The sequence below is a fragment of the Pirellulales bacterium genome (assembly GCA_036490175.1).
Classification (GTDB): Bacteria; Planctomycetota; Planctomycetia; order Pirellulales; family JACPPG01; genus JACPPG01.
The window spans coordinates 33,705-48,308 of the sequence record DASXEJ010000026.1; the positions used below are offsets into that span (position 1 = coordinate 33,705).

Annotated in this window: 22 protein-coding genes; 21 read left to right on the plus strand and 1 reads right to left on the minus strand. The window is 60.5% G+C overall.

The genetic code is table 11. From position 1 onward, the window contains the following. Positions 1-82 precede the first annotated feature (82 nt). From rpsQ to VGG64_02580, 21 genes are all read left to right on the plus strand, one after another. A complete protein-coding gene (rpsQ, locus tag VGG64_02480) occupies positions 83-388 on the plus strand; it encodes a 30S ribosomal protein S17 (protein HEY1598437.1) in 306 nt (101 codons plus the stop codon). A gap of 173 nt (positions 389-561) precedes the next feature. After that, a complete protein-coding gene (gene rplN, locus VGG64_02485) occupies positions 562-930 on the plus strand; it encodes a 50S ribosomal protein L14 (protein ID HEY1598438.1) in 369 nt (122 codons plus the stop codon). Further along, complete coding sequence (gene rplX, locus VGG64_02490) at positions 930-1,283, plus strand: 50S ribosomal protein L24 (GenBank protein ID HEY1598439.1); 354 nt, start codon at positions 930-932, stop codon at positions 1,281-1,283. The genes rplN and rplX overlap by 1 nt, the downstream gene beginning before the upstream one ends. 54 nt (positions 1,284-1,337) lie before the next feature. Beyond that, positions 1,338-1,976 (plus strand): 50S ribosomal protein L5, encoded by a 639-nt coding sequence (gene rplE / locus VGG64_02495; GenBank protein ID HEY1598440.1) that lies wholly within the window; start codon positions 1,338-1,340, stop codon positions 1,974-1,976. Between the two features lie 100 nt (positions 1,977-2,076). Then, positions 2,077-2,262: a type Z 30S ribosomal protein S14 gene (locus tag VGG64_02500; protein HEY1598441.1), complete on the plus strand. Its 186-nt coding sequence runs from the start codon at positions 2,077-2,079 to the stop codon at positions 2,260-2,262. 13 nt (positions 2,263-2,275) lie between these two features. After that, positions 2,276-2,671 carry a 30S ribosomal protein S8 gene (gene rpsH / locus VGG64_02505; GenBank protein HEY1598442.1) on the plus strand — a complete coding sequence of 132 codons (396 nt, stop codon included), beginning with the start codon at positions 2,276-2,278 and terminating at the stop codon, positions 2,669-2,671. A gap of 54 nt (positions 2,672-2,725) precedes the next feature. Next, on the plus strand, positions 2,726-3,271 hold the full coding sequence (gene rplF / locus VGG64_02510; GenBank protein HEY1598443.1) for a 50S ribosomal protein L6: 546 nt from the start codon (positions 2,726-2,728) through the stop codon (positions 3,269-3,271). Between the two features lie 45 nt (positions 3,272-3,316). Beyond that, a complete protein-coding gene (gene rplR, locus VGG64_02515) occupies positions 3,317-3,685 on the plus strand; it encodes a 50S ribosomal protein L18 (protein HEY1598444.1) in 369 nt (122 codons plus the stop codon). 133 nt (positions 3,686-3,818) lie between these two features. Further along, positions 3,819-4,313 carry a 30S ribosomal protein S5 gene (gene rpsE / locus VGG64_02520; protein ID HEY1598445.1) on the plus strand — a complete coding sequence of 165 codons (495 nt, stop codon included), beginning with the start codon at positions 3,819-3,821 and terminating at the stop codon, positions 4,311-4,313. After that, positions 4,310-4,816, plus strand: coding sequence for a 50S ribosomal protein L15 (rplO, locus tag VGG64_02525; GenBank protein ID HEY1598446.1), 507 nt, complete (start codon positions 4,310-4,312; stop codon positions 4,814-4,816). Before rpsE ends, rplO begins: the two co-directional genes overlap by 4 nt. 158 nt (positions 4,817-4,974) lie before the next feature. After that, complete coding sequence (gene secY, locus VGG64_02530) at positions 4,975-6,339, plus strand: preprotein translocase subunit SecY (protein ID HEY1598447.1); 1,365 nt, start codon at positions 4,975-4,977, stop codon at positions 6,337-6,339. A gap of 60 nt (positions 6,340-6,399) precedes the next feature. Next, positions 6,400-6,975: an adenylate kinase gene (locus tag VGG64_02535; GenBank protein HEY1598448.1), complete on the plus strand. Its 576-nt coding sequence runs from the start codon at positions 6,400-6,402 to the stop codon at positions 6,973-6,975. A gap of 15 nt (positions 6,976-6,990) precedes the next feature. Further along, positions 6,991-7,764 carry a type I methionyl aminopeptidase gene (gene map / locus VGG64_02540; GenBank protein ID HEY1598449.1) on the plus strand — a complete coding sequence of 258 codons (774 nt, stop codon included), beginning with the start codon at positions 6,991-6,993 and terminating at the stop codon, positions 7,762-7,764. Between the two features lie 239 nt (positions 7,765-8,003). Next, positions 8,004-8,117 (plus strand): 50S ribosomal protein L36, encoded by a 114-nt coding sequence (rpmJ, locus tag VGG64_02545; protein ID HEY1598450.1) that lies wholly within the window; start codon positions 8,004-8,006, stop codon positions 8,115-8,117. 106 nt (positions 8,118-8,223) lie between these two features. Continuing rightward, entirely contained in the window at positions 8,224-8,607 is a 384-nt protein-coding gene (rpsM, locus tag VGG64_02550) for a 30S ribosomal protein S13 (GenBank protein HEY1598451.1), read from the plus strand. Between the two features lie 76 nt (positions 8,608-8,683). Continuing rightward, entirely contained in the window at positions 8,684-9,064 is a 381-nt protein-coding gene (rpsK, locus tag VGG64_02555) for a 30S ribosomal protein S11 (protein ID HEY1598452.1), read from the plus strand. 85 nt (positions 9,065-9,149) lie between these two features. Beyond that, complete coding sequence (gene rpsD, locus VGG64_02560) at positions 9,150-9,776, plus strand: 30S ribosomal protein S4 (GenBank protein ID HEY1598453.1); 627 nt, start codon at positions 9,150-9,152, stop codon at positions 9,774-9,776. 148 nt (positions 9,777-9,924) lie between these two features. Next, positions 9,925-10,914 (plus strand): DNA-directed RNA polymerase subunit alpha, encoded by a 990-nt coding sequence (locus tag VGG64_02565; GenBank protein ID HEY1598454.1) that lies wholly within the window; start codon positions 9,925-9,927, stop codon positions 10,912-10,914. A gap of 64 nt (positions 10,915-10,978) precedes the next feature. After that, complete coding sequence (locus VGG64_02570; GenBank protein HEY1598455.1) at positions 10,979-11,557, plus strand: bL17 family ribosomal protein; 579 nt, start codon at positions 10,979-10,981, stop codon at positions 11,555-11,557. A 104-nt stretch (positions 11,558-11,661) separates the two neighbouring features. Then, positions 11,662-12,333 (plus strand): hypothetical protein, encoded by a 672-nt coding sequence (locus tag VGG64_02575; protein HEY1598456.1) that lies wholly within the window; start codon positions 11,662-11,664, stop codon positions 12,331-12,333. Between the two features lie 227 nt (positions 12,334-12,560). Continuing rightward, entirely contained in the window at positions 12,561-13,490 is a 930-nt protein-coding gene (locus VGG64_02580) for a hypothetical protein (GenBank protein HEY1598457.1), read from the plus strand. 73 nt (positions 13,491-13,563) lie between these two features. On the opposite strand, the gene VGG64_02585 is transcribed toward VGG64_02580, so the two are convergent. After that, the gene (locus VGG64_02585) at positions 13,564-14,559 is read right to left on the minus strand and encodes a class II fructose-bisphosphate aldolase (protein ID HEY1598458.1); all 996 of its coding nucleotides are present in this window, start codon (positions 14,557-14,559) and stop codon (positions 13,564-13,566) included. Between the last annotated feature and the right edge of the window lie 45 nt (positions 14,560-14,604).

A 14,604-nucleotide genomic window follows, 5' to 3' on the forward strand; every position in this document is an offset into this window, starting at 1 on the left:
TTTCCGCGTTCCCGACAGCCCGCGTGTTCCGTTAAGCCGTTTTTTTTAGATTCCGTAAGCCTGCAACCGAGGAATTGGACGGATGCCGAAGAAGACAGCCATTGGCATCGTGACGAGCGACAAGATGGCCAAGAGCCGGCGCGTGGAAATACCGCGGCTGGTCAAGCATGCCCGTTATGGCAAGTATCTGCGTCGTCGCACGGTGTGTCACGTTCACGACGAGCAGGAAGAGTCGTCGCTGGGTGACACGGTCGAGATCGTGGAGAGCCGCCCGTTGTCGCGCTTGAAGCGTTGGCAGTTGGTGCGTGTGGTGACCAAGAGCCAAGCGGTCGATATCGCGGCCATGCGGGCCGCCGCCAAGAACGACGCGCCGGAAGCAAGTGCCTAACGGCCTGCGGATTTGCTCGGCGCGATGGCGGATTACGGACGTGCGGTTGAAGACAAGTCGAACAGAGTACAAGCAAGCTGCACAATCAGATTAGGCCGACAGGGCAGGTCAGGTCGACAGGTACGGCCGGTGCCCCTGGGCGAGAATTTGATCCAGTAGTAGGTGTGTGATCCATGATCCAGATGCAAACGCGACTCAACGTGGCCGACAACACCGGCGCCAAGGAGGTCACGTGCATCAAGGTGCTCGGTGGCTCGCGGCGACGAACGGCGGGCCTCGGCGACGTGGTGGTCTGCAGCGTCAAGAGTGTGATTGCCGGAAGTGATATTAAAAAAGGTTCCGTCGTCCGCGGTGTGATCGTGCGTTGCAAACAACCCACGCGCCGCACCGACGGCAGTTATGTGCGATTCGACCGCAATGCTCTGGTGCTGATCGACAACGACAAGAATCCGCGTGGAACGCGTATCTTCGGTGCCGTGGCGCGGGAGCTGCGGGAGCGCAACTTCATGAAAATCGTCAGCCTGGCGTCCGAGGTAGTGTGATGCATATTCGCGTGGGTGACATGGTGGAAGTGATCACGGGCGACGGCCGTGGCCAGCAGTCGAAGGTACTGTCGGTCGATCCCAAGACCGGCAAGGCCGTGGTCGAGGGCGTCAATCGCGTTTACAAACACATGCGCCGCAGCCAGCGCAATCCGCAGGGGGGACGCCTCTCGAAAGAGATGCCGGTTCAGCTCTCGAATGTGCAGCTGGTTTGCCCGGCCTGTGGCAAGGCTTCCCGGACGGGCGCCCGTCGGGCCGCCGACGGCAGCAAAGAGCGTTTTTGCAAGAAGTGCGGTTCGGGCGCGGGTCAGATTGCTCCGTCGCCCAACAAGACTGCCAAGAGCAAGAAGTAGTGGCGCCCGGTAGAAGTCGTAGTAGGTAGAGCGTAGGGGAGAGATTCGAAAATCATGTGCGCCGCAAAGAAAAAATCTGCCGAGAAGACCGGGGACGAACGCCCAGCCGGACCCTCGACGCCGCCGCGCCTGCGCGAGCGCTACCACAAAGAGGTTCTACCGGCCTTGGCCGAGAAGCTCGGTCGTAAGAATGCGTTGTCGCTGCCGAAGCTGAAGAAGATCGTGGTCAACATGGGCGTCGGCGCCGCGATCAGCGAGAAGAAGTACATGGAAGAGGCCCTCCTGGCCATTACGCAGATCACCGGCCAAAAGCCGCTGGTCACGCGCAGCCGCCAGGCCGTGGCCGGTTTCCGTCTTCGCGAGAACATGGACATCGGCTGCAAGGTCACGTTGCGTGGCAACCGCATGTACGAGTTTCTCGATCGGTTGATTTCGCTGGCGTTGCCCCGCGTGAGAGATTTTCGCGGTTTGAGCCCCAAGGCGTTCGACGGCCATGGCAATTACAGCCTGGGCCTGCAAGAGCAGTTGGTGTTCCCGGAACTCAACCCCGACAAGTTCAGTCGCGTGCAAGGCATGAACGTCACGCTGGTGACGTCGACCAATAGCAATGACGAGGCCCGCGAGCTGTTGCGAGCGATGGGTCTGCCGTTCAAGCAGGAAGAGACACCCGATGGCCGTGTAGGTGCGGCCTGAGTTTGCCGTCGCAGCGGTCGGCAACAAGACCGCGGCGCAGGCAAGTTGAACCACAGGCCCGCAAGCATTCAAAGAATCGTAAGAACGTACTGGAAGACGCATGGCAAGCAAATCGAAGATCGCAAAGGCGAATCGCACGCCGAAGTTCACGTCGCGGCGAGAGTCGCGTTGCAAGCTTTGCGGCCGACCGCGTGCGGTGTACCGCAAATTTGGCATCTGCCGGATATGTGTCCGGAAGTTGGCCGACCAGGGCTTGATACCCGGACTGAAGAAGGCGAGCTGGTAAGGATCCCCCGACTATGATGACCGACCCTATCGCCGACATGTTAACCCGTATCCGCAACGCCGTGCGCGTGGAGCGGCCCGTGGTTGAGATGCCGCTGTCGAAGGTGAAACGCGGACTGGCCGAAGTCCTCAAGCGCGAGGGCTATATCTGGGACTGGGAAGAACTAGATGAAAAGCCGGGCAAGCAACTGCGGCTGCACCTGAAATATGGCCCCAACGGCGAGATGGTGATTCGCCATCTCAAGCGCGTGAGCAAACCGGGCCGCCGCATTTACAGCGGTGCGGATCGCCTGCGCCCGGTGCTGAACGGGCTGGGAATTTCGATTATCAGCACCAGCCGCGGCGTGGTCAGCGATCGCGAAGCGCGGCAGCGGAATCTGGGCGGAGAGGTTCTGTGCGAATTGTGGTAGCCGGTGGCCCGCAAACGGGCGAATAGGCACGAGACAGCATAAAGGCGTCAGACAATGTCCCGGATTGGAAAAAAACCCGTCGCCGTACCGGCCGGCCTGAAGGTCGAGGTCGCGAAGCAGCGCATCGCGGTCGAAGGCCCCTTAGGCAAGCTGGACTTGAATTTCCGGCCGGAAATTGGCGTCAGCTTCGACGACAAGGCACGCATCTTGCAAGTCACGCGCGACAACGAGTCGCGCCAGTCGCGCGCTTTGCACGGGCTAACCCGGGCCATGATTCAAAACATGGTCGACGGCGTCACCAATGGGTACGAAAAGAAGCTGGAAATCGTCGGCGTCGGTTACTTGGCCGCCTTGCAGGGTAACAACCTGCAACTGCGCGTCGGCTTTGCCAACGAAGTACACAAGCCGATTCCCGCCGGACTCAAGGTAACTTGCCCCGATCAGACCCATATCGTGATCAAGGGCGTCGACAAACAAAAGGTCGGCCAGTTTGCCGCCGAGGTCCGCTCCGTGCGGAAGCCAGAACCCTACAAGGGCAAGGGTATTCGCTACGATGGCGAGGTTGTCCGTCGCAAGGCTGGTAAGGCTGTCACCAAGTAAAGGCTGTAGGGAATTCAGAGACGCCATCGCGTCAGGTCGTAGAGCATGAACCACGAGAAAACAAATCGTTTGCAGCGTGACCGTCGCGGCTTCCGAGTGCGCAATCGCGTCAAAGCCGATTCGACGCGCCCCCGGCTGTCGGTGTTCCGCAGCCACAAGCACGTCTACGCGCAAATCATCGACGATCACGACGGGCGCACCTTGGCGGCGGCCAGCACGGCCCAGAAGGATCTGGTCAGCGGTGTGAAGTACGGTGGCAACAAGGCCGCCGCACAAACCGTCGGGCGGGTCATCGCCGAACAGGCGCTGGCGGCCGGCATCAAGGACGTCGCCTTCGATCGCCGCGAGTACCAATATCACGGGCGCGTCCAGGCATTGGCCGCGGCTGCGCGCGAGGCGGGCTTGAACTTCTAAGATCGCGGTAATTTCTAAGATCGCAACGGTTATAAGATCGCGACGGCGCGAGACGGAATTAGTTAACACACACGAGCGTTCCGCAGGCAAAGACGTCGGGTTCTGACCCAACCCAACGCATCGGAGAGATAAAGTGTCCAACGCATCTGGCAACACGCGCGGCGGCGACCTGATCGAGAAAGTCGTGCAGATCCGTCGTTGTGCGGCAGTCGTCAAAGGCGGACGCCGTTTCAGCTTCGCGGCGATCGTCGTCGTGGGCGACGGCCGCAGCCGAGTCGGCTGGGGCTACGGCAAAGCCAACGAAGTTCCGCCCAGCGTCGAAAAAGCGACCAAGGACGGCACCCGGAAAATGGTTCAGGTGCCCGTCATCGACGGCACAATTCCCCACAAGGTGGAAGGCCGCTTCGGCGCCTCGCACGTGATCCTGGTGCCGGCCAGCGCAGGCACCGGTGTCATCGCCGGCAGCAGCGTCCGCGCCGTTTGCGAGGCGGCGGGCATCCACAACATTTTGACGAAAAGCTTCGGCTCGACCAATCCATCCAATCTCGTGAAGGCCACGATTGTCGCGCTGACCAGCCTGCAATCGCGGCAAGACATCGAGCGTCTGCGGGGAGTGTCCCTCTCATGAATATCAACGAAGCCAATCGTGGCATTACCAAACACAAGAAGCTCAAGCGCGTCGGCCGCGGCCCCGGTTCGGGGCATGGCAAGACCAGCGGCCGCGGTCACAAGGGACAGGGCCAGCTCGCTGGTTGGACCTCGCACCCGGCATTCGAGGGCGGACAGTTTCCCGTATCGCGTCGCGTTCCGAAGCGCGGTTTCAACAATCGCTTTGCCTTGATCGTGAAGGCGATCAACGTCAGCGAACTGGAACTGATCTTCAAGGCCGGCGACGAAGTCACGGTCGACAGTCTGCGCGGCACCGGCCTGGCCAACGGCCGGTTCGACGTGCTGAAGATTCTCGGCAACGGCGCGCTAACGAAAAAACTGAAAATTTCGGCCCATCGCTTCAGTCAGAACGCACTCGATAAAATTCAAAAAGCTGGCGGTCAGGCTATCGTGCTGCCCGGCAAGGCTCCGGTTGTGAAGGGGCAGCGCAAGAAAAAGGCCGCCGACAAGGGTGGCGCATAAGCAGCGCCGTTCGGCTGTCACGCACGCCGCCTGTAGACTGAATTGGGCAGGCGCGGTAAGAGACTCGTTTTAGTCTGCAACGTTCGAGTACCTGGCGTGGCCCTGATTCACTGCCCGTAAGAATCGCGGGCGGCATTGCAGGAAGGATGGAACGAGCCATGTGGGAAAAACTTCGCGTCGTCTTCACGATCCCCGAGTTGCGCCAGAAAATTCTTCTGACGCTCTTGTTTCTGGCGATCTATCGTGTCGGTTGGTGGATCCCGCTGCCGATCGTCGATAACACGAAAATGGCCGAATTCTTCGGCCAGCAGGGCGCCGGCGGATTTGGCACCATGCTCAAGCAGGTGGCCACGTTCAGTGCCACCCAGTTCGACCAGGCCACGATCTTCGGGCTGGGCATCATGCCCTATATCTCGGCTTCGATTATCTTTCAGCTGCTCTCCAGCGTTTGGAAGCCACTGGAAGAGTTGAAGAAGGAAGGCGAGAGCGGCCAAAAGAAGATCAACGAATACACCCGTTACGCCACGGTCTTATTGTGTCTCGGGCAGAGTTGGTTCTACATCAAGTATCTGGTCACAAGCCAGTTCGTGCGGCCCGAGTTTCTCGTCGACGGCTCGCTCCCCCTCAGCTGGTACTTGGTGGCGGTGATGACGATGACCGCCGGCACCGTCTTCCTGATGTGGCTGGGTGAGCAAATCGACGAGTTCGGCATCGGCAACGGTATCAGCCTGTTGATCATGGCCGGCATTCTGGCACGCATGCCGGCAGCCGGTTTGGATCTGATGCGGCCCCTGGTGGAAAACGGCTTCAAGGGGCTGAGCCTTGGCGGCGGCGCCGATCAGATGGGGGTCGAGAAGTTGATCGTGCTGGTGGCCCTGTTTGTGGGCGTGATTTGCGGCGTGGTGTTTATCACCCAGGGACAGCGTCGCATTCCGACGCAGAGTGCCAAGCATGTGCGCGGCCGACGCGTTTATGGCGGCACGCGGCAGTATCTGCCGCTACGCGTCAATCAGGCCGGCGTCATGCCGATTATTTTCGCCAGCAGCTTGCTAATGTTTCCGGGCTTGCTGTTCACCTGGCTGGCCAGCTTGCCGAAGGATCCGGGCGTGTTGCGCGATATCGCCAGCGCGTTCTATAACCATTCTTCATTCATGTACAATGTGATGTACGTGCTGTTGATCTACTTCTTCTGTTACTTTTGGACCGCGATCTCGTTCAATCCCAAGGACGTGTCGGACAACCTGAAAAGTCACGGCACGTTCATTCCAGGTTATCGACCCGGCAAACGCACGGCCGATTACCTGGAAAAGGTGATGGTGCGGATCACGTACGTGGGGGCAGGCTTCTTGGCGATCGTGGCGATTTTGCCCACGATTGTCACGAATACCGTCAATATCAACTATCAGCTGGCTAGTTTCTACGGAGGGACCGGTTTGTTGATCGCCGTAAGTGTGGCCTTCGATCTGGTGCAAAAGATTGACAGCCACCTGGTGATGAGGAATTATCGGGGTTTGCTCGAGTAAGCACCTTTGTTGGCAGCGGTACGCCTGCGGCCGAATTCGCCTTGGGGGGCGAGTGACACAATGAGAATTGTCTTCATTGGGCCTCCTGGCGCTGGCAAGGGTACGCAAAGCGCGCGGCTGGTCAATTACCTGAAGATTCCTCATTTGTCGACTGGCGACATGTTTCGCGAGGCGCGCGCACAGCAGTCCCCCATGGGACGAATCGCCGAGCAGTACATGTCCGAGGGCAAGCTCGTTCCCGATAAAATCGTCTTGGACATGGTCAACGAACGCCTGAAGCGTCCCGACTGTGCCCACGGAATTCTGTTCGACGGATTTCCGCGAAATGTGTTTCAGGCCGAGGCGCTCGACCAGGCGCTCGCGCAATTGGGCGCGCCGCTGGATCTGGCCTTGGAGTTGCAGGTGGATGACAAGGAGCTATTGCGGCGGCTCGGCGGCCGCGGTCGCACGGATGATCGTCCGGGCGTGGTTTCGGCCCGACTGAATTCCTACTGGCAGCAAACGCGGCCGCTGTTGGAATACTATCGAGGTCGCGGAGTGTTGGAATCGATTGACGGGCTGGGAAGCATGGACGAAGTGTTCGCAAGAATTTCGGCAGCGATCGAGAAACGGCGTACCGAGCGTTCGGGCGTCTGAGGGAGCGGTACTAGCGTGGTCACTCTAAGGTCGTCGCGAGAAATCGCTCTGATGCGCAAGGCGGGGCTCGTCGTGTGGGAGGCCCACCAGGTCGCTGCCAGATTGGTCAAGCCGGGCGTTACCACGGCCGAGATCGACGCCGCCGTCGAAAAGCTGTTTGACGAGAAGCACGCCGAGCCGTTGTTTCGCGGAGTGCCGGGAGTCGTCCCTTTTCCGGCAGTGACCTGCATCTCGGTCAACGAGGAAGTGGTGCATGGCATTCCCGGGCCGCGACGGCTCGAGGTGGGCGACTGCGTGAGTATCGATACGGGCTGTCGCGTGGATGGCTGGTGCGGCGATTCGGCGATCACCCATCCGGTCGGGCAGGTCGAGCCGCAGGTGGCCAAGCTGTTGGAAATTACCAAGGGTGTGTTGGACCTGGCCATTCAATTGATGGCCCACAAGCGTCTCTGGAGCGAGGTCGCCGGCGAGATGGAGACCTATGTTCGTGACGCCGGTTTTTCGGTGGTCGAGAGTTTTGTCGGGCACGGGATCGGACGCGAAATGCACGAAGATCCCCAGGTGCCCAATTTTGTCAGCAAACAACTGCGTCGCAGCGGCGACTTCGAGCTGCGGCCGGGTTTGGTGATCGCCATCGAGCCGATGGTCAATATCGGAACCAAACGCGTCAAAGGCATGCCTGACCACTGGACGCAGGTCACCCAGGATGGGATGCCGAGTGCTCATTTCGAGCACACGGTGGCCGTGACGGAAAATGGGCCCGTAGCCCTGACTGCGGGACCCTCCTAACGCCGCCGGGGCGGTGTGGCTGGGTAAGGTCTAGCGACAAGACAGATCCGGGCGGCCAGCGTAACTCCTGGAGAAGCGGGCGGTAGTGGTCCCCGGGCAGAGATGAGACAGCGAGAGGGGGAGTACGGTTCGGAGGGCAGGGGCCAAAAACGAATTTTGGGGGCCTTGTCGCAAATGGGCGACGCGGTTTATACTACTTCACTTTCGATTTGCAATTCGGATGCCGTAAGGCAGTGCTTATGAAAATTCGTGCCAGTATCAAGCGGATCTGCGAGAGCTGTAAGATTGTCCGCCGCCGCGGGGTGGTGTTCGTCGTGTGCAGCAATCCGCGACATAAGCAGCGCCAGGGATAAACGTTCGGTTTCGCGGATCGCTCTCGTGCGGGCGTTTGCGGGTGACGTGTCCTGTGAGGACCGCCGCGCAGTCGTCCTTAGCTACTAGGTTTTGGAGTTAGAACTTATGCCGCGCTTGCTCGGCGTTGATATCCCCAGCGATCGGCCCACGATCATCTCGCTGCAATACCTGTACGGCGTAGGCCGCAAGGTGGCCAGCGAGTTGTGCCACAAGGCCGGGGTCGATCCTCAGGTCCGGGCGCGCGAGCTGAACGAGGACGAAGTGGCGCGGATCGCGGCCCTGTTAGACAAAGACTACGTGGTCGAAGGCCAATTGCGTCGCCAGGTGGCGCAGAACATCTCGCGGTTGCGAGATATTTCCTGCTACCGCGGGATTCGCCATCGCCGCGGTCTGCCTGTTCGCGGCCAGCGCACGCGCACCAATGCACGCACGCGCAAGGGTCCCAAGAAGACCGTGGCCGGCAAGAAGGGCGTAAAGGATCTGAAGTAATCGATCCGCGGCCGGCCGCGATTTGAAAAAAACATTTTACTGACCAACGACTACCGACTACTGATTGCCGACAGACATGGGAAAAAGCAAGCGACGGAAAGTGCGCCGCAATGTCACACTGGGAGTTGCCCACGTGCGCGCCACCTTCAACAACACCACGGTGACGATCACCGACAGCAAGGGGGACACCCTCTGCTGGGCCAGCGCCGGTACCAGTGGCTTCAAGGGAAGCCGCAAGAGCACCCCGTTTGCCGGCCAGTGTGCGGCACAGCAAGCGGCCGAAAAGGCCTCGAAGTTCGGCGTCAAGGAAGTCGAGGTCAAGGTCAAGGGTCCCGGCAGCGGTCGCGAAAGCGCCGTCACCGCGTTGCAGGCCGCGGGACTGACCGTCAAGAGTATTGAAGACGTGACGCCGCTGCCGCACAACGGCTGCCGCCCACCCAAGAAGCGCCGCGTCTGATCGATCAACCACGCCGCAGATTTAGATTTCACGCGGTCTGAATTTCACGCCGTCAGAAACCTTGTAGAAAGAATTTCGTCGATATATGGCTCGTCATACTGGACCTGTCTGCCGACTGTGCCGCCGCGAGGGGGTAAAGCTGTTTCTAAAGGGAACACGCTGCGATACGCCCAAGTGCGCCATCGAACGTCGTGGAACGCCCCCCGGCATGCAACCGGCACGCCGCGGCAAGATGACCGACTACGGAACGCACCTTCGCGAAAAGCAAAAGGTCAAGCATTACTACGGCGTGCTAGAGCGCCAGTTCCGGCATTATTTTGGACAGGCCGAACGCTCGCGGGGTAATACCGGCGATACGTTGATGAGCCTGCTCGAGCGCCGCTTGGACAACGTGGTACACCGTTTGGGATTCGGTTCCAGCCGCGCTCAGGCCCGCCAGCTGGTGGCCCACGGCCACATCACCGTGAACGGCCATCGCGTCGATATTCCCAGCTACCTGTGCAAACCTGGTGACGTGATTCGGGTCAAGAACCGCAAGAAAAGTCTGCAAGCTGTGCAGGCCAACCTGGCGGAAATCAACCGCGACGTCCCCGATTTTCTCACCCGAGTGGATGGTGCCATGCCAGAGGGACGCGTTAATCGCATTCCGGAGTCCGGCGACGTTTCCATCCCGGTGCAGACTCAACTGATCATCGAGTTGTGCTCGAAGTAAGGGTGCGACCCGTCCTCGGTCCACTGCTGTCAGTGTCGCCGGAGACGTTATTACCTACCAAGTGTGTATCGAGGTCATTGCCGCCGGTAGAACGCTTCGGCCGGTTGCTTATGTTCCCTCAAGCCGCTGTTTTCCAGGGAGGCTTGTAATGCGAATTCGTTGGCGCGGGTTCGAATTGCCCAGTGTCGTTACCTGCGATCATAAAACTCTCACGTCGACCTACGGCAAGTTCGTGGCAGAGCCGTTCGAGCGCGGCTTTGGTGTGACCGTGGGCAACAGCCTGCGCCGCATCTTGCTCTCCAGCTTGGAAGGCAGCTCCGTAACGCAGATCAAAATCCACGGCGCCCAGCACGAGTTCACAACTCTGCCCGGAGTCGTCGAGGACATGACGGACGTCGTGTTGAACGTCAAGTCGCTGGTCGTCAAAAACCACAGCGAGTCGACGCGCGTCATCCGCATCGAAAAGAATACCAAGGGCGTGGTCACCGGTGGCGACGTGCAAACCGATGACGCGGTCGAGGTCATCAACAAAGGGCAGGTCATCGCCACGCTGACCGACGACGTCCCCTTCGTGATGGAAATGGTCATCGAGAACGGTCGCGGCTACATCCCGGCCAGCGAGCACACGCCGCAAGTGCAAGAGATCGGCATCATCCCGGTCGACGCCGTGTACAGCCCGGTGGTGCGCGTCCGTTACGAGATCGAAGAAACCCGCGTGGGTCAGAAGACGAACTACGACAAGCTGACGATGGAGATCTGGACCAACGGTTCGGTCGGGCCCGAGATGGCACTGGTCGAAGCGGCCAAGATCTTGCGAAAGCACCTCAACCCGTTCATTCAATACAACGAGTTGGGTTCGTCGGTGCACGCCGAAGGGCGTTCCGGCGGCGGCAGCACGGATGCCGCTGTCGAATCAAAGTTGAGCATGAGCCTGGCCGAATTGAATCTCTCGGTGCGGGCCACCAACTGTTTGGAGTCGGAAAACATCCACACGGTCCGCGACCTGGTCGTGCGCACCGAGGATCAGTTGCTCGACGTCCGCAACTTCGGCGAAACCACGCTCAACGAAGTACGCGAAAAGCTCACCGAATTAGGACTGCGTCTGGGCATGCGTTTGCCGGCGTCGATGTCGATGTAACGACGTCGCGAGAGTCCCGCAGTTAACCTTAGATTGCTTATTCCTACAGCCACGAAGTGCGACCATGAGACACCGTAGAAAAGGCCGCGTGCTTGGCCGTTCACCCAGCCATCAACGTGCCCTGTTGCGCAATTTGGCCAGTGCGCTGATGCTGACCGAGCGCGACGCGGAATTAGACGACAACAAGCCCAAGGTCCAAGGCCGGATCGTCACCACGCTGCAGAAGGCGAAGGAAGTTCGCCCACTGGTGGAGAAGTGCGTCACGATTGCCCGCCGGGCTCTGCCGCAACAGCAGGCGGCCAGCGAGTTCGCCACCACGGCGGCCCGCAATACGGCCGAGTGGCGCACCTGGCGCAAAAGTGATCGCTGGCACAAATGGAATCAGGCCATCTCGCCCGTTGTTACGGCTCGCCGCCGGGCATTGGTTCTGCTGGGTGACAAGCAAGCGGTCAAAATCCTGTTCGAGACAATCGCGCCCCGTTTCACAGAGCGTGACGGCGGCTACACCCGCGTTCTACGTCTGGCCAAGCCACGGCTTGGTGACGCCGGTACGCGGGCCGTGCTAGAGTTCGTCGGCGTTCGCGATCGCGTGGCCCAGCGTGCTCCCGCACCGCAGATTGAATCGGCTCCTGCGAAGTCCTAACGCAAGTAAACGGTCGTTGGACCGGTCATGGTGGGCTCGCGCCTAATCGACAGCAGTAGGTCGCTGCACGGATCGTAGGCTGGACTGTCACGGAGGGTACGGTCGTGGGCCGACTCGCTCGCCAACCGTCGGCCGATACGCCGGCTTCTGACACGCAGCGACTGGGCACACCAACCAAAGGCACCGCGGCCACGACGGCCGGGCTCGATTTCACGCGTCACATGCGTTTGCTGTGCGAAGATATCGTACGGCGTCTGCCCGAGTTGCATCACATCAATCTCGATTTCGTGGCGATCCGCGTCTGCCAGACTCGCTCCCGCGCGCTATACGGCATTCATGCCAGCATGACGCCGCTACGGTTTCGCGACGGAGCACGGACGACGGTCCGTCGTGGTCGGCATTGGACCGTCCGGCCTGTGCGCGATGGCGCAGGTCGCGAGATGCTGTATCTGTTGAGCTTCTATCTTCCACGATTTTGCGACCAGCCCTGTGCCGAGAAACTGGCAACGATCGTCCACGAGCTATGGCACATCGGTCCGCGCTTCGACGGAGATCTGCGCCGACTGGCGGGCAGATGCTACGCCCACGGACATAGCGAGGCTGCGTATCATCGGCAAATGCGCGACCTGGCCCAGCGTTGGCTGGCGCTTAATCCCGCGGCCGACCTGTATGCCTTCCTCAGTCACGATTTTCGCGGGTTACGGGCGCAATACGGAGCGGTGTTCGGCACGACGATTCCCACACCTAAGCTGATTCTGCTTTCGAGTGTTGCCTGACGCACCGTGGGGCGCGGCTGCTAGCATCCGTACCGGCCAGGCGCGTGCCGCGGTTGGAGTGCCAGGGCCGGCGCGGGATGCCCCGGATTGCCCAGTTTAAACTTCTGCGGGCGGGAGAGTTTCGAGAGCGGCGCAACCCGCGTTGACCCACGGGCCCCGTCCGACTAGCCTGCCGCCCAACAAATCGCGATCGCCTTTCACTTCTCCTCGTTCACTGTGATTTTTCCATGCGGCTTTCAGGCATGCCGCCGTTGCTGCGCGCGCTGCTAGGCATCTGCCTGGCGGTATTTTCGAGCGGTTGCGCGCGCGTGCATTCGATGCACAAATCGCCTCTGTCGCAACCCAGGATCGCGCGCGACAGCATTGCGGTCGAGAAGTACTCCGTTCGCTTTCCTCATGGCGATCCGCAACTGGATCAAGAGATCTGGAGCGAGATCGACGAAGAATGCCTGCCGTCGGAAGTGCGCACGCGATTGGCCGCCAATGGGTTTCGCGCGGGCGTTGTCGGCGTTCACTTGCCGGTGGCGCTGGATACTGTATTGCGCGAAAAAGCCGCTGGTCCCCCTGCCAAGCCAGTGCGTCCCGCGGCCGTCGCTGCCGACGCCGAAGAGTCGATCGAGCCCGTGGCCGTCGATTTGTTGCACGAGCCCAGAGTTCGCCGCAGCTTGTGGCAGACCCGCGCCGGCCAATCCGGCCTGGTCGTGACAGCCGGCGAGCAGACACGCATTCCGCAGGTGCCGGTGCTGGTGCGCGGCGACGATGGTCGCGTGACCGGTCGCTCGTACGACAAGGTGATGGGGGCGCTCTCGATGAAGCTCTTCCCCGAGCCCGATGGTCGCGTGCGGCTCGAGATCGTGCCGCAACTCGAGTATGGCGAGCCGCGCTCGCGATTCATCGCTCACGATGGCATGATCAAGCCTGACTATCGCCCGGAAACAATCGTCTTCCAGGATCTGCGCTTGGACACGATCCTGTCGCCGGGGCAGACGCTGGTGATCGGCACGCGCGCCGAAAAGCCCGGCAGCCTGGGGCATCATTTCTTCACCGAGCAACGTTCCGCCGAGGCGCAAGAGCAAAAGCTGCTGCTCATTCGCTTGGCGCACGCGCCCGAGGAAGAACGCTATCGCGATTCGGAAATCCCGTCGGCGACTCCGTAGCCCATCTACAATCGTGGTTTAGCGGTGGTTTGCATCACGTGGTGCGCCACGATCACGGGCCTGAAAATGCCGTTCAAACGCGCACGCCGCCCAGCGCCGCGCGCACAGCTTCCAACTGTCCGGCCGATCCAAGCACGTGATTCTTGTGCAGGATGAACCCGGCATATTCCGCCATGAACGGTTTGCCGGCCGTGCGCGGGTCGAAATCCGTCGGCTTGTCGCGGAATGTCTCGCGGTACACGCCGCACCAGATCAACCGGCCGTCTGTATCGATGTTGACCTTGGTCACGCCGAGCTTGGCCGCCGGCAGGTAATCCTTTTCGGCAACACCGCTGGTGGCGGGCAGCTTGCCGCCGGCGGCATTGATGCGATCGACCCATTCCTTCGGCACGCTGCTCGAGCCGTGCATCACCAGCGGAAATCCAGGTAGCAGCTTTTGGATGGCCATGATGCGATCGAAGTGCAGCCCTTGGCTGCCGCTGAACTTATAGGCGCCGTGCGAAGTGCCGATCGCCACGGCCAACGAGTCGCATCCGCTGCGGGTAACGAACTCGACGGCCTGATCGGGATCCGTCAGGCAGGCATGATCGTCCGAGACGGCAATATCTTCTTCGACCCCGCCCAGCATCCCCAACTCTGCCTCGACCGAGATACCGCGTTCGTGGGCTCGCTCGACCACGCGTCGCGTGATGGCGATGTTCTCGTCGAAGGTCTCGTGCGAGGCGTCGATCATGACCGAGGAATAGAAGCCGCTATCAATGCAGTCATAGGCGACCTCTTCGGTGCCGTGGTCGAGGTGTACGGCAAAGATCGCCTCGGGAAAAACATCCTCGGCCGTGCGGATCATCGCTTCCAGAAATCGCTTGTCGGTAAACGCTCTCGCTCCGCGCGAGATCTGGATGATGAACGGAGCACTGGCAGCCGCATCGGTCGGCTCGTCGTTGGAGTTCTTCTTGCCCACGCATCCTCGAAACAGGCCGACGGTTTGTTCCAGGTTGTTGATGTTGTACGCTCCGACGGCGTACTTGCCGTAGGCCTGCTCAAACAGATCCTTGGTCGTGACAATCATGGGAATCTCCGTGGTTCGCGTTTCACGCTAGCAACTGTCTTCGGC

What these genes read in the sequence shown, in the direction of transcription:
- rpsM (HEY1598451.1), top strand. Translation starts at nt 8,224, where the DNA reads ATGCCGCGCTTGCTCGGCGTTGATATCCCCAGCGATCGGCCCACGATC.
- rplX (HEY1598439.1), top strand. Translation starts at nt 930, where the DNA reads ATGCATATTCGCGTGGGTGACATGGTGGAAGTGATCACGGGCGACGGC.
- rpsQ (HEY1598437.1), top strand. Translation starts at nt 83, where the DNA reads ATGCCGAAGAAGACAGCCATTGGCATCGTGACGAGCGACAAGATGGCC.
- rplE (HEY1598440.1), top strand. Translation starts at nt 1,338, where the DNA reads ATGTGCGCCGCAAAGAAAAAATCTGCCGAGAAGACCGGGGACGAACGC.
- VGG64_02580 (HEY1598457.1), top strand. Translation starts at nt 12,561, where the DNA reads ATGCGGCTTTCAGGCATGCCGCCGTTGCTGCGCGCGCTGCTAGGCATC.
- VGG64_02565 (HEY1598454.1), top strand. Translation starts at nt 9,925, where the DNA reads ATGCGAATTCGTTGGCGCGGGTTCGAATTGCCCAGTGTCGTTACCTGC.
- VGG64_02535 (HEY1598448.1), top strand. Translation starts at nt 6,400, where the DNA reads ATGAGAATTGTCTTCATTGGGCCTCCTGGCGCTGGCAAGGGTACGCAA.
- secY (HEY1598447.1), top strand. Translation starts at nt 4,975, where the DNA reads ATGTGGGAAAAACTTCGCGTCGTCTTCACGATCCCCGAGTTGCGCCAG.
- VGG64_02570 (HEY1598455.1), top strand. Translation starts at nt 10,979, where the DNA reads ATGAGACACCGTAGAAAAGGCCGCGTGCTTGGCCGTTCACCCAGCCAT.
- rpmJ (HEY1598450.1), top strand. Translation starts at nt 8,004, where the DNA reads ATGAAAATTCGTGCCAGTATCAAGCGGATCTGCGAGAGCTGTAAGATT.
- rpsD (HEY1598453.1), top strand. Translation starts at nt 9,150, where the DNA reads ATGGCTCGTCATACTGGACCTGTCTGCCGACTGTGCCGCCGCGAGGGG.
- rpsK (HEY1598452.1), top strand. Translation starts at nt 8,684, where the DNA reads ATGGGAAAAAGCAAGCGACGGAAAGTGCGCCGCAATGTCACACTGGGA.
- rplR (HEY1598444.1), top strand. Translation starts at nt 3,317, where the DNA reads ATGAACCACGAGAAAACAAATCGTTTGCAGCGTGACCGTCGCGGCTTC.
- rplO (HEY1598446.1), top strand. Translation starts at nt 4,310, where the DNA reads ATGAATATCAACGAAGCCAATCGTGGCATTACCAAACACAAGAAGCTC.
- VGG64_02585 (HEY1598458.1), bottom strand. Translation starts at nt 14,559, where the DNA reads ATGATTGTCACGACCAAGGATCTGTTTGAGCAGGCCTACGGCAAGTAC.
- rplF (HEY1598443.1), top strand. Translation starts at nt 2,726, where the DNA reads ATGTCCCGGATTGGAAAAAAACCCGTCGCCGTACCGGCCGGCCTGAAG.
- VGG64_02500 (HEY1598441.1), top strand. Translation starts at nt 2,077, where the DNA reads ATGGCAAGCAAATCGAAGATCGCAAAGGCGAATCGCACGCCGAAGTTC.
- rpsH (HEY1598442.1), top strand. Translation starts at nt 2,276, where the DNA reads ATGATGACCGACCCTATCGCCGACATGTTAACCCGTATCCGCAACGCC.
- rplN (HEY1598438.1), top strand. Translation starts at nt 562, where the DNA reads ATGATCCAGATGCAAACGCGACTCAACGTGGCCGACAACACCGGCGCC.